Here is a 14,501-nt window from a genome sequence, read left to right on the forward strand (position 1 = left end):
TATTGGTCGCAAAACCATTCTGGTGAATAATTTATTTTTTGTGGATAAGTTTTTCTCATCGCTGTATGATTTCGCCCTATTTATTTTTTACTATGGAGTAAGCATATTGTGTCTTTGGAGCATTGGGATCTTTGCCTGAAGCGGTTGCAAGACGAATTCTCCGCTCAACAATTTAATACCTGGATTCGACCTTTACAGGTGGAATCATCAGAATCAGGCGATTTACAGCTAACGGCACCGAATCGTTTTGTTCTAGATTGGGTGACAAATAAATACCAAACTCGTATTAAAGAGCTCTTATCTGAAATTTCCGGTAATGAGCCTGCGCCCAGTTTGGTTTTTAGTGTTCGATCTCAAAACATGAGTCAACCCTCCCCTCCTCCTAAATCCAGTATGGAGACCGTCGCTCCTGTACGAGAAGAGGTGTCTAAGCCTTCTTTCCATGCTGGCTTTGGTCTGATGGATGCGGAAGCGGATAGCCGAACTGATATCGAATTTGAAGCGCCATTAAAATTAAAAGAGTCTTCTCTCATTGGCTCTTTAGAGCCTTATGAGCAAGGTCAATTGCCGCTTAACTCAACAAATCGTAAAGTCGAAGTTGAAGGTGGAATTAATCACGGTGCTAACCTAAATAACTCCTTCACTTTTGATAACTTTGTTGAGGGTAAATCTAACCAACTTGCTCATGCTGCGGCCTTACAAATTGCTGAAAACCCTGGTGGTGCTTATAACCCGCTTTTTATATACGGTGGCGTTGGTCTAGGTAAGACCCACTTAATGCAAGCCGTGGGTACAGAATTAATGCGCCATAATCCGAATGCGAAAGTGGTGTATCTTCATTCAGAACGCTTCGTTGCGGATATGGTAAAAGCGTTGCAATTAAACGCGATCAATGACTTTAAACGCTATTATCGTTCAGTTGATGCGTTACTGATTGATGATATTCAATTTTTTGCGGGCAAAGATCGTACACAAGAAGAATTTTTCCACACTTTTAATGCATTATTAGAAGGTGGTCAGCAAATGATTTTAACCTGTGATCGATACCCGAAAGAGATTCAAGGTCTTGAAGATCGATTAAAATCGCGCTTTGGTTGGGGATTAACGGTTGCTATTGAACCGCCAGAGCTAGAAACTCGCGTGGCAATTTTAATGCGTAAAGCGGATGAAAGTGGCATTAAGTTATCTTATGATTCTGCTTTCTTTATTGCACAAAAAATTCGTTCTAATGTGCGAGAACTAGAAGGTGCATTGAAGCGTGTTATCGCCAACTCGCATTTTACCGGTCGTGCTATTACGCCTGATTTTGTCAGAGAGTCCTTAAAAGACCTTTTAGCATTGCAAGATAAGCTTGTTAATATTGATAATATTCAGCGAATTGTTGCGGAATATTATAAAATTAAGGTGAGTGATTTATTATCGAAGCGACGCAATCGTTCAATAGCAAGACCCAGACAGGTCGCCATGTCTTTGGCGAAAGAACTGACAAGTCACAGTTTACCTGAAATTGGTGATGCATTTGGGGGTCGAGATCATACGACCGCATTGCATGCGATTCGTAAGATTAAAGAATTACAGGATACAGATTCTGATATCCGCGAAGATTACAAACAACTTATGCGAATTTTGACTACCTAATGCTAGGTGTTAAGTTAAGAAAACGGGGATCATAATGAAATTTTCAGTCGTCCGCGAGGCGCTTCTTAAACCACTTCAATTAGTTGCTGGTGTAGTAGAGCGTAAGCAAACCATGCCTGTTTTGGCAAATGTACTTGTTGAAGTTAAGGACAATATTCTTACCTTGACTGGCTCTGACTTAGAAGTGGAGCTGATCAGTCATGTGCCATTAGATGAGTGTGAGGAAGGTCGTGTTACTGTTCCCGCTCGAAAGTTGGTTGATATTTGTAAAAGTCTACCGGATTCCGCCGTCATTGAATTTTCATTAGATGATCAAAAAGCAGTGATTCGGTCTGGTCGTTCTCGTTTTAGTCTGTCAACGCTACCTGCAGAAGAGTTTCCAAATATTCAAGATATGCAGGGCGACCTGAGTGTGGTTGTTGCGCAATCAAGTGTCCGTCGTTTGATCGAACGCACAGGCTTTGCCATGGCGAACCAAGACGTTCGCTATTATTTAAACGGAATGTTGCTTGAAGTGGCGGATGGTCAATTACGAGTCGTTGCAACCGATGGCCACAGATTGGCAACAGCAATTGAAGACGCTCAAGTGACCGGCGACTTAACGCAAGTTATTGTGCCTCGTAAAGGGGTGTTAGAACTGAACCGTTTGTTGAGTGATACAGACGAAACGGTTGAATTGGTGATTGGTTCAAATCATATTCGTGCAAAAGTAGCGGATTATGTGTTTACCTCTAAATTAGTGGAAGGTAAATTCCCTGATTACCATCGAGTGATTCCGCGTAATAATGAAAAAATCATCATTGCGGATCGTTTAGAATTACGCCAAGTGTTCTTGCGAGCCTCAATTTTATCAAATGAAAAGTACCGTGGTGTACGTTTAATACTGAAAAATGGCATGTTGCAAGTGTTTGCCAATAACCCAGAGCAAGAAGAAGCTGAAGAGTCTGTCTTGGTTCAATACCAAGGTGATAATTTAGAAGTGGGCTTCAATGTGGGTTATCTACTGGATGTATTAGGCGTGGTAAACAGCCAAGAGGTACGTATTTCATTAAACGACTCCAACAGCAGTGCTTTGATTGAAGAATCTCAAAGCCATGCGGCTCAATACGTTGTTATGCCTATGCGTCTTTAAATCTTGTTAATGCTTGGCAAAAAATAACGCATGCTACATATTAAACAGCCCCTGCTTGAATCGAGTATTGCAGGGGCTGTTTGTCATTTGAGTATATTGGATTAAGGCTTTTCACATTATGTCGATAGTACGTTTGGACATCTCCAAAGTACGTAACCTCGAACAAATCTCGTTTTCTCCTTCTCCCCAAGTGAACCTAATTACTGGGGTAAATGGCAGTGGTAAAACGTCGATTCTTGAAGGCATTCACTTATTGTCATTTGGACGTTCTTTTCGAAGTCATAAGCATAAAACGTATATTCAGCATGAAAAAGAAGAATGCGTTGTGTTCGCTCAATTGACAGCGAAGCGGGATGATCTTATTTCGATGGGGTTAAGACGCGCACGTGATGGCACGATCGATGTGCACATTCAGGGACAAAAAGCACAATCAGTGGTTGAACTCGCAGAAAGGCTCCCCGTTCAACTGATTAACCCAGATGCCTTTCGGTTATTGGAAGGCTCCCCGAAAATTCGTCGACAATTTGTCGACTGGGGTGCCTTTCATTCTGATAACGGCTTTATTAATGCTTGGAGAGATTGGCAAAAAGCATTAAAACAGCGCAATTCTTTGCTTAGACGTGGTAAAATATCCACCAGTTTATTAATGGCTTTTGACCATGAGTTGATTCGGTTAGGGGATAAGGTAAATCACTATCGCCTAAACTACATCAATCAACTGACACCAATTTTTTTATCTGTGTTGGCGGAGCTATCTGATTCAATTAAAGTGCGACTGTCATTTTCTCAGGGGTGGGACGCGACAAAAAGTCTGACGGATGCCATGGCATCTTCCTGTGATAGAGACATCGACATCGGGTATACTCAAATAGGTCCCCAACGAGCCGATTTGCGAGTCAAAACCGATGCGGGTGACGCACTTGATACACTTTCCAGAGGCCAGCAGAAACTGGTGGTTTCTGCTTTAAAAATTGCCCAAGGAAAGCGGTTAATTGAAATGGGCCGTCCTTTGGTGTTTCTAGTGGATGATTTACCCGCTGAGTTAGATACTCAACATAGACAAAAACTGTGCGCACTGTTAGAAGCGTTAAACAATCAAATTTTTATAACCAGTGTTGAGCCAGATATTATGGATTACACTTGGTCCGACACAACCGACGTTCGTCACTTCGAAATGAAAGAAGGCGAATTGTCTTTATCCGAGCGAAGGTTTGCAGGAGAGTTAAATGAGTGAAAATAGTTACGATTCGTCCAGTATCAAAGTTCTTAAAGGTCTTGATGCCGTTCGTAAACGACCAGGCATGTACATCGGCGATACAGACGACGGCACAGGCTTGCATCACATGGTATTCGAGGTTGTCGATAACTCGATTGATGAGGCTTTAGCGGGTCATTGCGATACGATCACTGTGACTATTCACCCAGATGAATCCATTTCAGTTTCTGATAATGGTCGTGGTATCCCTGTTGATATTCATGAAGAAGAAGGCATTTCCGCCGCCGAAGTGATTATGACGGTATTGCATGCCGGTGGTAAATTCGATGACAACTCGTATAAAGTATCTGGTGGTTTGCATGGTGTGGGTATTTCGGTTGTAAACGCCCTGTCAAAAAGCCTGACTTTGACGATTCGTAAAGAAGGCAAAGTGTACGAACAAACGTATGTACACGGTGTGCCTCAAGCGCCACTTGCGATTATTGGTGAATCCGATGGCGCAGGTACAACGGTTCATTTCCACCCATCAGAAGACACTTTCACGAATATCTTATTTGTTTACGATATTTTGGCAAAACGTCTACGTGAGTTATCTTTCTTGAACTCCGGTGTTGCGATACATCTAAAAGATGAACGTTCTGGTAAAGAAGATTTCTTTAACTATGATGGCGGTTTACGTTCGTTTGTTGAGCATTTGAATACCAATAAAACACCGATCAACCAAATCTTTCATTTTATCTGTCAGCGTGATGATTTAGACGATGGCATTGCTGTAGAAGTCGCTTTGCAGTGGAATGAAGGCTTCCAAGAAAACATTTATTGCTATACTAATAATATTCCTCAACGTGATGGTGGTGCCCATTTAGCGGGCTTCCGTGCGGCGTTAACCCGTACTCTTAATACCTTTATTGAGAAAGAAGGTTTAGCGAAAAAATCCAAAGTTGCGACAACGGGTGACGACAGCCGTGAAGGCTTAACCGCTATTGTTTCTGTGAAAGTGCCTGATCCAAAATTCTCTTCTCAAACTAAAGATAAGTTGGTTTCTTCAGAAGTAAAAACAGCGGTAGAGCAAGAAATGAGCCGTCGCTTTTCTGAATATCTGTTAGAGTCTCCTGGTGAAGCAAAAATCATAGTCAATAAAATGATTGATGCGGCGCGAGCGCGTGAAGCAGCCCGTCGAGCACGTGATATGACGCGTCGTAAAGGCGCGTTAGACATCGCTGGTTTACCTGGAAAACTGGCCGATTGCCAAGAGAAAGATCCTGCGCTTTCTGAAATCTACCTAGTGGAGGGTGATTCCGCTGGTGGTTCGGCAAAACAAGGTCGAGATCGTCGTACTCAAGCTATTTTGCCTCTGAAAGGTAAAATACTGAACGTTGAAAAAGCCCGTTTTGACAAAATGCTGTCTTCTGTAGAAGTCGGTACTTTAATTACAGCATTAGGCTGCGGTATTGGCCGTGACGAATTTAACGTCGAGAAATTGCGCTACCACAGCATCGTTATTATGACCGATGCCGACGTCGATGGATCACATATTCGAACATTGTTGCTAACCTTCTTCTTCCGCCAAATGCCAGAAGTTATCGAACGTGGCCATATCTTTATTGCGCAACCGCCTTTGTTCAAAATTACCCGTGGTAAACAAGAGCAATACATTAAAGATGAAGCGGCTCTAGATCAGCACTTAATTGAAGTGGCTCTAGATGGCGCAAACATGTATGTTAACGAAGGCGCGCCCGCCATTCAAGGTGAGCCTCTTTCTAAGATGATGCATGATTACATTCGTATTGAAGATGACATCAAACGTTTGTCTCGTGTGTATCCTAGAGATGTGATGGGTAAGTTACTGTACTGCAAAAAACTGACTCAAGAAAATTTAAAGGAAGAAGCATTAGTAATTGAATGGGTTGAAGCCATTCGATCTATGATGCCGCTTGATGCACGAACAGGCTTCCGTTTTGATTTTTCTGTTGAGTTCGACGTTGAACGCAGTGATTACCTACCTGTGGTCGAAATCATGTCTCATGGTGTATCGAATCGTTACCGTTTTGAAGCGGCCTTCTTTAATTCTCCTGAATACAAGCGCATTGTCGCCATGTCTGAATTAGTGAGTGAAATCTTCAGTGAAGAGTCATTTATTAAGCGCCGTGAACGTACTCAAGCCGTGACTACGGTGGAAGAAATGAAAGCCTGGCTGATGAAAGAAGCGTCTCGTGGCATGACACTGCAACGATACAAAGGACTGGGCGAGATGAACCCAGATCAACTTTGGGAAACCACCATGGATCCTGATGCCCGCCGTATGTTGCGCGTTACCATAGACGATGCGGTTGCCGCGGATCAAATGTTCACCACCTTAATGGGTGATGAAGTTGAACCACGTCGTAACTTTATCCAAGATAATGCACTATCAGTAGAAAACTTAGACGTATAAATCTGAATGAGACACTTTAATCTCGCATAAGATTGATTTAAAAAGCAGCCACTAGGCTGCTTTTTTTGGCTACTCGCTTTTTACAAACTCTTACAGCGCCGCTTTAATACTGTCTTCAATGGATGTGGTTGGTCGGCCAATTAAGGTTGACAGGGTTTTACTGTCGTTGAACAAGCCTCCTTTAGAGGCACCAATATCTGAGTTGGCTAGTATGGTCGCCAGCCCTTCAGGTAAGCCGACTTGAGTCAAAACCTGAGCGTATTCTGTTTCTGGTAGGTTTTGGTACACCACTGTTGTACCTGATTCTTTGGAAATTGCGCTGGCGTACTCGGTCAAAGTAAATGCGTTGTCTCCGGCCAGTTCGTATACTTTGCCTGCTTGGTTATCGCTAGTCAGTACAACCGCAGCGGCTTCGGCGTAATCGACACGGGATGCGGTAGAGAATTTACCTTCCCCTGCACTGCCAAGCACGGCTCCGTGTTCAAGCGCCATTCCAATGTTTGCCGTGTAGTTTTCTGAATACCAACCATTGCGCAGTAGTACGTAAGGCACATCGGATTCCGCTAAGCGTTTCTCTGTTTCGATATGTTCTGCCGCGAGCGCTAACGGTGAGCTAACGGCCTGTAAAATACTGGTGTATGCGATCAGTGAAACGCCCGCTTCTTTTGCCGCATTGATGACATTCGTATGTTGAGGAGTACGTTGACCTACTTCACTGGAAGAAATCAGCAGCAATTTCTCTACGCCAGCAAAAGCGCTAACCAAGGTGTCTGGTTGTGCATAGTCGGCATGACGAACTTGTACGCCTTTTTCAGCTAGGTCTTTTACACTGTCTGGATTTCGGACGGCGGCAATAATATGGCTCGCGTCTGTTTTCTCTAATAGCGAATGAATGACCAAACGGCCTAGTTGACCGGAAGCGCCTGTGACTAAAATCATGGTTTTCTTCTTTAAGTGTTAAGTTGATAAAGCTACAATAAACTACTAACAAACTTTTGGTAAGTACCTACCTAAAGGTAAGTATGGAGAAAATTATGCAAGAAAAAGTCAACTTAACAAAAACGTCGTTGTCAGAACGATTCACACGTGGGGATGTTCTCTCGAGTGAATGCCCTGCTCGTGATGTGTTAAAACACATAACAAGTCGTTGGGGTGGATTGGTCTTAATCGCCCTGCACGAGGGAGAAACATTTCGTTTTAGTGAACTACGTCGAATCATTCAAGGGGTGAGTGAGAAGATGCTGGCGCAAACGTTGCAGGCATTAGAGCAGGATGGCTTTGTTATTCGCACCTCTTATCCCGTTGTGCCACCGCATGTGGAATACAGTTTGACGAAGTTAGGTTCCGAAGCCGCTGTGCATGTGGCTGGATTGGCGGACTGGGTTGAGGGAAATCTTACCGAAATTTTATCGAATAGAAACAAGGCGGTCTTAACCAAAGCATCGTAAGACAGCCTGTATGATATGGCTTATATCCGCTAGACAGTGTTCCTATTTTTTAATAACAGTACGATAAAATAACTGCCTCCAATAATCGCAACAACAGTGCCTGCGGCCAATTGATTGGGATAGATGATAACTTGCCCTAGCCAGTCAGAAAATTGCAATAAGGTCGCGCCAAGCAACATAGACAAGAACAGCTGAGAAGTGACCTTTTGTGCGCCTAATAAACTCGCCAAATGAGGCGCGACAATACTAACAAAGGCTATAGGCCCAACCAAAGCTGTGATGAGCGCGCATAATCCAGCACTAATGATGAGCAAAAGAATAAAGCTTTTTTGCACAGATACGCCTCTAGCCGATGCGGTAATACGACTGATGGAAAGCAGAGTTAACCAACGCTGTAAGCCAAAAGCGATCAAGATAAAGACGCTGACTCCGATCATTAATATAATAGCCTGACTTTGGGTCACTCGATAAGTTGAGCCGGATAACCAACGCAGAATATCATACACATCATCTGTACCTGTCATAAGCACACCTTGGATCAGTGTTTCTATTAATGCCGTTAATGCCACCCCAGTTAAAATCAACGCGGCCGGTGCAAATTGGAAACGCTTTCCTAAAATGAGTAATACGCCAAGTGTGCTCATACTGCCGATAAACGCCACCAGAGGACCTAATTCACTGATGCGAATACCGAAGAAGAGACTGACGGTAATTAAGGCTAAAATCGCCCCCGCTGACAAGCCGAGCAGATCCGGACTGGCTAATGGGTTGTGAATCAGACGTTGCAAAATGACACCTGCAACGGCCATACCGGCTCCAGAAAAGAGACTGGCGATTAAACGTGGCCACCGAAGCGGCCAGGCAAACTCAGTTGGCCAATGAAATCCATAAAGATGGTTCTCTATATGGGTAAAAATGCCCAGTATGCTAACGGTTAATACAGCACAAACCGCCAGTATAATGGTCTTATAGGTGAATATATTTGCACCCTGAAACAGTTTAACAGGCGCGTTTTCGTGCAGGGTTGCGCCAACACGTTGACGGATCAAGAAAATTAATAATGGAGCGCCAATTAAAGCGGTTGTTAGCCCTGTTGGTACTATGTCAAACGCCATGGTATTAGCAAATAATGCTATGCCGTCGGCAGATAGTAAAATACCAGCGCCAAGCAAGGTGGATACCAACAACTCAGACGATGCGGTTCTTGCCCCTAAAAAGCGTGCGGCATTGGGCGCTACCAAACCAATAAACCCTATGATGCCTACCATTGTTATGGCGGTTGAAAGCAGCCAAAGTCCACTCATAATAAGGATGAAAAACAGCAGAACAACATTGAGTCCCCTCGCAGAGGCCGCCGCTTGACCTAAACGCAGCAAGGTTAGTGGTTTGCCCGCAAAAGCAAGAATACCCAGAGCAATAAGACAGTGAGGCCAAAACCAGTGTACTTTTTCCCAGCCGTTTTGGCTTAAATCCCCTGCTCCCCAGATAAACAGATTACGAGCATATTGATCATTTAATAAAATCAGTGCGGTGGTGATGGCACCAAAAAGTAAATTGATGGCCATGCCAGAAAGAATTAAAGACAAACCGGTTAAGTTACGCAGGCCTGAGATGAGTAATACAAACCCTAATGCGAACGCGGAGCCCAACATGGCGGCGATGGCTTGGTATTCAGTTTGACCTTGAGGCCAAAAAACCGCCAGTAGAATTAAGCCTAGCCAGGCTCCGCTTGATGTGCCTAATGTGACAGGTGATAACAATGGGTTACGGGTTAATTGTTGAATAACACTGCCGATACATCCCATAACGGAGCCAACTAATAACGCCATAGCTAGCCTAGGCAAACGAGAATAAGCCCAATCAATCTCATCAAAGCCGACGGCGTCTTTACCGAAAAGAATCCCTAACTGAGCGGAGAGAGTAAGCGCTGAATCAATTTGCAGATACAACAATGCTAGGCTCAAAAACGCACTAATTGAAAGAACAAAAGGCCGCATTTTTTAGGGTGCCACCGTCAATAGTGCCGCCGTGAGTGCTTCGGCCAAATATTTTAATGACATAGCGCCGCCATAAGTCCATGTTGATTCAACCGAGGCGGTTTGTTTGTTTATCACAAAAGGCATGGCTTGCCATAGTCGAGACGCCTGTAGCTTCTGTTCTTGATAAAACGGTTTAAAGTACAAGACGATGCCATTTTCGACTGCTTTAAGTTTTTTTAATCGCTGTTGATGAATGCCCCATTGGCTGGTTGGTAAAGACAGTGCGGATTTTATGCCTAAAAGGTCCAGTGCGTATTGAGGCATGGAGTTGTGGCCATACACATAGGCTGAGGTGGTACTGGCAAAACGAATGCTGGTAACGGGTGGAACTCCATTTGGAAACGCTGAATTGAGTTGTGCTTTGAGCGCCATTAATACTCGGTCTCTTTCGGCCAGTTTTTTGTTAGCCATGTCGGTTTTATTGAGTAATTTGGCAATGGTTAGAAACGTCCAATCAGCTTGCTTAGCGTTATTATGGTCGGCGCGATAGGTATCAAAAAAAACGACAGGGGCGATACGTTCTAAACGTGGTCGCAGGGATTTTAAGGTATCTGAGATCAATATGACATCGGGCTTGAGTTGAGCGAGCAACTCAATGTTTGGTTCGGCTCTATTGCCTATTTCCATGGTACTGCTTGGCATTGCCGGCTTGGCGACCCATTCTTGATAGGCTTTGATTTCTGGCACAACAAGCGGTGTAACGCCTAGCTCGATTACGTCTTCAGCTAATTCCCAACTCAAAGTGGCTACGCGTGTTGGTGTTTCATTAAAGGTGATTTCTCTTTGGCTGTCCTTGATGGTGATATCGGCTTGAACGGCGCAAGGAAAAAGTAACGCCGCCGCTAGGAGAAGCCATAATGAAAACGTTTTTTTGTAAGTAAGTATTAACATACAAGAGCTACCTTTGATTCGTTATTGGGATGATCAATCAGTTCCATGGGAATGTTATAAAGAGATTCGAGTTGCCTTTTATCCATAAATTCAGCAGCGGAACCTTGAAAAAAACAGTGGCCTTGATGAATAGCCAGTATATGGTCCGCGTAACGAGCCGCCAGATTAATATCATGCAAGATCACGATAATGCCTTGGCCTGTTTCTTGATTGAGCTTTTTTAAGAGAGATAAGAGTTCGTATTGATGCGCGATATCAAGAGCCGATGTGGGTTCATCTAATAATAAAACAGGGGATTGTTGGGCAAGCAGCATCGCAATCCAAGCTCTTTGTTTTTCACCTCCAGACGCTTGATTCACGGGTTGATCGGCATAATGGGATAAGTTCACTTGTCGAAGCGATTGTTGCACTATGTCATGGTCTTTTTGTTGCCATTGACCCCACGTCCCATGCCAAGGAAATCGTCCTAATTCCACAAGTTCTTTTATGGTTAAACCGGCCACTTCTGGTAAGGCTTGTGGCAAAAACGCGATCTCTTGAGCGAGCTTTCGTTGAGAAAAGAGTCGTAGCGCCTTTTTATTAAAGTGAATATGGCCTCGACTTGGCGTAAGTTGTCTCGCGAGACACTGCATAAGTGTGGTTTTTCCTGAACCATTTTGACCTAAAATGACCGTCACTTTATCTGAAGGTAAGGTTAAATCAGGAATATCAAGAATGCGCTTTTGATTACGCTCAATGATAAGTTGGGATAATTCAAACATGCGATTTTTAACTCAGTTTTTTGTGTTTTGGGCAGTTGCTACAAAATGCTTTGTTTGCACAGCGAAACGCCAAACAACAGGTTTTTCTGATGAAAACGAGTTGATCGCCCTGCTGTTCTATTTTGGTGATTGGGTCATGAGGCAAAAGCAGAGAATCAGCCCACAGAAGATAATCGTGTTTAATGCTTTGCACATCGTAGCGGGTAAGTGATCGGGTTGCTGTAGACAAGTAAGCCATGACTAAGTCAGCAAGTAGCGCTTTATAAAGGCGTGTTTTGCCTTTGAACTCGAGGCTGTGTTCAGGTAAGAAGCCATCAAATACTGTCGCTAGCTGAGAGGCGGCCGACTGAATCCGAGATTCGCGGTTACTTGTCAACCATGTCCCATCCTTTAAAGCGTAGCCAGCAATATAATTATGTTGTTGATATTGTCGGATGGTGGTTAAGGTATCAGGCACCATTTGCAAATGATAAACACACATCATGGCTAAGGAAATTGGCTGCCACCAACTCAATTCCCAAGCACGCACTCGCCAATAAGGCGAGCCGGCTTCAGGGTGCGTTTCCTGTAAGCTTTGATGTAATTTACTGAGTACGGTGCCTGAGGCATGGCAAGCAAGGAACTCTTCTAAAGCGTCTCCTTCTCGCCATTCTTTGCCTTTTAACGGTGCCGAAAATGCGTGTGCAAGCTGAAATAATTGCTCAAGGGGTTTTGTCATGGTATTGAGTCTTTATTTCCCGTACTGTCAAATCTAAAATTCATAGCGAGCACTTACTTCAAAAGAGCGATCGTCGCCAAACCAGCAATTGTTTGCATCATAACAACTGTAATAGGTCTCATTAAACGCATTAGAAACGGACAGTTGTATATTTGCACCTTGTAAGTCTGGAGAGAAACTGGCTAAGTCGTAACCTATGGACAAGTCAACCAGTGTTACAGCGGGTACTTTATCGGTATTTTTGCTGTCTAATTCCATCTCTCCAATATAACGAACACCCGCTCCTAAGGTGGCTCCAGCAAAGGACCCCGACTGAGGTTCGTAGCTTAACCAAGAAGAAAGTTGTTGGTCTGGAGTCCAAATGGGCGTATTGCCTTGAATACCGTTGTTATCTTTAGTGACTTCAACATCCTGTATTGTATAGGCGGCTAGAAAACTCATTTCATCTGTAATGCGTTGTTGTATGTCTAGCTCAATGCCTTGAGAGCGCACTTTACCTACTTGAACTAAATCGTAAGGACTGCCTTCGGGATCGCGAGTTAATACATTCTGTTTATTAATTTGATAGGCCGTTAGGCTTGCTACAGTATTAGCGGCGTCATATTTGATACCTGCCTCCCACTGATCGGCGGTAGAGGTATCATAGGTTTGACCATTTCGACCACGCCCTGGAACGGGTTCAAAGCTCTGTGCATAACTAATAAAAGGAGAGACGCCATTGTCTAGTTCATACAGTGCTCCTATGCGTCCTGTAAGCTGACTTTGGTCTACCTTTGTGTCGGTTTCTGCACCATATTTTTTGCCTTTTTCGGTCGACTTATAATGGTCGTACCGTCCGCCAGCAATCAAGACCAATTGGTCTAAACGAATTTGATCTTGCACATAAAGGCCAACCTGTTCTTTCTCTATGGTGAAATCACTGCTGTAAAAAGGGTTGTAACTGAGGTCAGAACGAATCACTTGATGGTGGTTTGGGTTAAACAGATCCAATGTTGGTGCCACACCATCTTCATAAAGAATGTCAGAGGTCAGTTGTAAGTAATCGAGTCCAACTAAAAGGCTGTGTTCCGTTTTCCCTACTTCAAATAAGGCTGAAAATTGGTTATCAATGGTAATACCCGTTGATTTCTCATCGGTAAGATAAGCGCGACGAGACAGCGTACGCTCGTCTTCAGCAAGACTGGTCGAGTACGTATTCTCTTGGTACGCGGTGGCGTCCATTCCTCTTACGTTTTGTAAAAAGTGCCAGGTGTCATTGATTGTATGATCCAGTTTATAGCCAAAAAGTAACACATCACGATCATAGGTCTCCCAATTACTGTCTCCAGCATAAGCGGTTGCGTCTAATGTGCCATTGATATTATTGAACAAAGTGCCTTTTGATGGCAGTGGCGAGTATACGCCAGCGGACGGATCTTGTTGATAATATAAGTTTAGGTTTAGTTGAGTACGGTCACTGATTTTCCAGTCGAGTGATGGCGCAATCATGACTCTTTCTTCTTCTGATGTTGTGGCTTGACCCTCTTTTTGTCGAATTAAGCCAATGACTCTATAATTCATTGTCTCGTTTAAAGGGCCGGTGCTGTCTATTTGGATTTCACGTTTATTGTTACTGCCAAGAGTGGCCTCAAGCTGGTTTTTCTGGAAAGGCTGTGGCGACTTACCGATTAGGTTGACCATCCCTCCTGGAGGCATAGAACCATAGAGAGTGGATGTAGGGCCTTTAAATACTTCTACTTGCTCAATAGCGGCTGTGTCTATCTGAGGTTGTAAGTTCCAGTCGTTATACAATAGCTGTAAACCATCGTAATAGTTTTGCTGATTATTGAAACCGCGAATGTTAAAGAAGTCGTTTCGAGTGATGGCTCCTCCTCTAAGCTCTGTATTGACTCCTGATGTGTAGCGTACTGCTTCAGAAAGGCTTTGAGTGCCTCGTTGTTCAAGGCTCTCTTTGGAAGTAATGGAAATACCTTGTGGGGTTTCATGCGGTTCTAATAATGTTTTCGTTGCTGTATTGCGATAAGTCTGACCCTTTACGGTTAACGCTTCAAGTAACTCCCCACTGACTTTCGTTTCTTGAGCGTGGGAAACAATGGAATACGAAGACGTGAGCGCGATCATGCAAGCCAGTAAAGAAGGTTTCAGTTGAATAAAAGAATTCATTTGATCTCCAAGAAGAAAAAAACTTAATTGATAATGAATATCATTATAGTTGCTATCTAGG

General features: G+C 43.7%; 10 protein-coding genes and 1 pseudogene. 5 read left to right on the forward strand and 6 right to left on the reverse strand.

The window, feature by feature from the left end; genetic code table 11:
- The first annotated feature begins 108 nt into the window (after positions 1-108).
- The 4 genes and pseudogenes from dnaA (at position 109) to gyrB (ending at position 6,420) form a co-directional block, all read left to right on the forward strand.
- Positions 109-1,638 (forward strand): chromosomal replication initiator protein DnaA, encoded by a 1,530-nt coding sequence (dnaA, locus tag IEZ33_RS00005; RefSeq protein WP_191601717.1) that lies wholly within the window; start codon positions 109-111, stop codon positions 1,636-1,638.
- A 34-nt stretch (positions 1,639-1,672) separates the two neighbouring features.
- Positions 1,673-2,770 carry a DNA polymerase III subunit beta gene (gene dnaN, locus IEZ33_RS00010; RefSeq protein WP_191601718.1) on the forward strand — a complete coding sequence of 366 codons (1,098 nt, stop codon included), beginning with the start codon at positions 1,673-1,675 and terminating at the stop codon, positions 2,768-2,770.
- 118 nt (positions 2,771-2,888) lie between these two features.
- Positions 2,889-3,996: pseudogene (recF, locus tag IEZ33_RS00015) on the forward strand (DNA replication/repair protein RecF).
- The gene (gene gyrB, locus IEZ33_RS00020; protein ID WP_191601720.1) at positions 3,997-6,420 is read left to right on the forward strand and encodes a DNA topoisomerase (ATP-hydrolyzing) subunit B; all 2,424 of its coding nucleotides are present in this window, start codon (positions 3,997-3,999) and stop codon (positions 6,418-6,420) included.
- 90 nt (positions 6,421-6,510) lie between these two features.
- On the opposite strand, the gene IEZ33_RS00025 is transcribed toward gyrB, so the two are convergent.
- Positions 6,511-7,359: an SDR family oxidoreductase gene (locus IEZ33_RS00025; protein WP_191601721.1), complete on the reverse strand. Its 849-nt coding sequence runs from the start codon at positions 7,357-7,359 to the stop codon at positions 6,511-6,513.
- A 95-nt stretch (positions 7,360-7,454) separates the two neighbouring features.
- Here IEZ33_RS00025 and IEZ33_RS00030 point away from each other — a divergent pair, with 95 nt between their 5' ends.
- Entirely contained in the window at positions 7,455-7,868 is a 414-nt protein-coding gene (locus IEZ33_RS00030) for a winged helix-turn-helix transcriptional regulator (RefSeq protein ID WP_191601722.1), read from the forward strand.
- Positions 7,869-7,897: 29 nt separating this feature from the next.
- On the opposite strand, the gene fhuB is transcribed toward IEZ33_RS00030, so the two are convergent.
- The 5 genes from fhuB to IEZ33_RS00055 are packed head-to-tail and all read right to left on the reverse strand — an operon-like array spanning position 7,898 to position 14,440.
- Positions 7,898-9,865: a Fe(3+)-hydroxamate ABC transporter permease FhuB gene (fhuB, locus tag IEZ33_RS00035; RefSeq protein ID WP_191601723.1), complete on the reverse strand. Its 1,968-nt coding sequence runs from the start codon at positions 9,863-9,865 to the stop codon at positions 7,898-7,900.
- Positions 9,866-9,868: 3 nt separating this feature from the next.
- Positions 9,869-10,798 carry an iron-siderophore ABC transporter substrate-binding protein gene (locus tag IEZ33_RS00040; protein ID WP_191601724.1) on the reverse strand — a complete coding sequence of 310 codons (930 nt, stop codon included), beginning with the start codon at positions 10,796-10,798 and terminating at the stop codon, positions 9,869-9,871.
- Entirely contained in the window at positions 10,792-11,559 is a 768-nt protein-coding gene (locus IEZ33_RS00045; RefSeq protein ID WP_191601725.1) for an ABC transporter ATP-binding protein, read from the reverse strand. Before IEZ33_RS00045 ends, IEZ33_RS00040 begins: the two co-directional genes overlap by 7 nt.
- Positions 11,560-11,566: 7 nt before the next feature.
- The gene (locus IEZ33_RS00050) at positions 11,567-12,277 is read right to left on the reverse strand and encodes a siderophore ferric iron reductase (RefSeq protein ID WP_191601726.1); all 711 of its coding nucleotides are present in this window, start codon (positions 12,275-12,277) and stop codon (positions 11,567-11,569) included.
- 33 nt (positions 12,278-12,310) lie between these two features.
- Positions 12,311-14,440: a TonB-dependent siderophore receptor gene (locus tag IEZ33_RS00055; RefSeq protein ID WP_191601727.1), complete on the reverse strand. Its 2,130-nt coding sequence runs from the start codon at positions 14,438-14,440 to the stop codon at positions 12,311-12,313.
- Positions 14,441-14,501: the final 61 nt, after the last annotated feature.

Origin of the sequence: Marinomonas algicola, from assembly GCF_014805825.1 — a bacterium.
Lineage (GTDB): Bacteria > Pseudomonadota > Gammaproteobacteria > Pseudomonadales > Marinomonadaceae > Marinomonas > Marinomonas algicola.

What these genes read in the sequence shown, in the direction of transcription:
- dnaN (WP_191601718.1), top strand. Translation starts at nt 1,673, where the DNA reads ATGAAATTTTCAGTCGTCCGCGAGGCGCTTCTTAAACCACTTCAATTA.
- gyrB (WP_191601720.1), top strand. Translation starts at nt 3,997, where the DNA reads ATGAGTGAAAATAGTTACGATTCGTCCAGTATCAAAGTTCTTAAAGGT.
- IEZ33_RS00025 (WP_191601721.1), bottom strand. Translation starts at nt 7,359, where the DNA reads ATGATTTTAGTCACAGGCGCTTCCGGTCAACTAGGCCGTTTGGTCATT.
- IEZ33_RS00030 (WP_191601722.1), top strand. Translation starts at nt 7,455, where the DNA reads ATGCAAGAAAAAGTCAACTTAACAAAAACGTCGTTGTCAGAACGATTC.
- fhuB (WP_191601723.1), bottom strand. Translation starts at nt 9,865, where the DNA reads ATGCGGCCTTTTGTTCTTTCAATTAGTGCGTTTTTGAGCCTAGCATTG.
- IEZ33_RS00040 (WP_191601724.1), bottom strand. Translation starts at nt 10,798, where the DNA reads ATGTTAATACTTACTTACAAAAAAACGTTTTCATTATGGCTTCTCCTA.
- IEZ33_RS00045 (WP_191601725.1), bottom strand. Translation starts at nt 11,559, where the DNA reads ATGTTTGAATTATCCCAACTTATCATTGAGCGTAATCAAAAGCGCATT.
- IEZ33_RS00050 (WP_191601726.1), bottom strand. Translation starts at nt 12,277, where the DNA reads ATGACAAAACCCCTTGAGCAATTATTTCAGCTTGCACACGCATTTTCG.
- IEZ33_RS00055 (WP_191601727.1), bottom strand. Translation starts at nt 14,440, where the DNA reads ATGAATTCTTTTATTCAACTGAAACCTTCTTTACTGGCTTGCATGATC.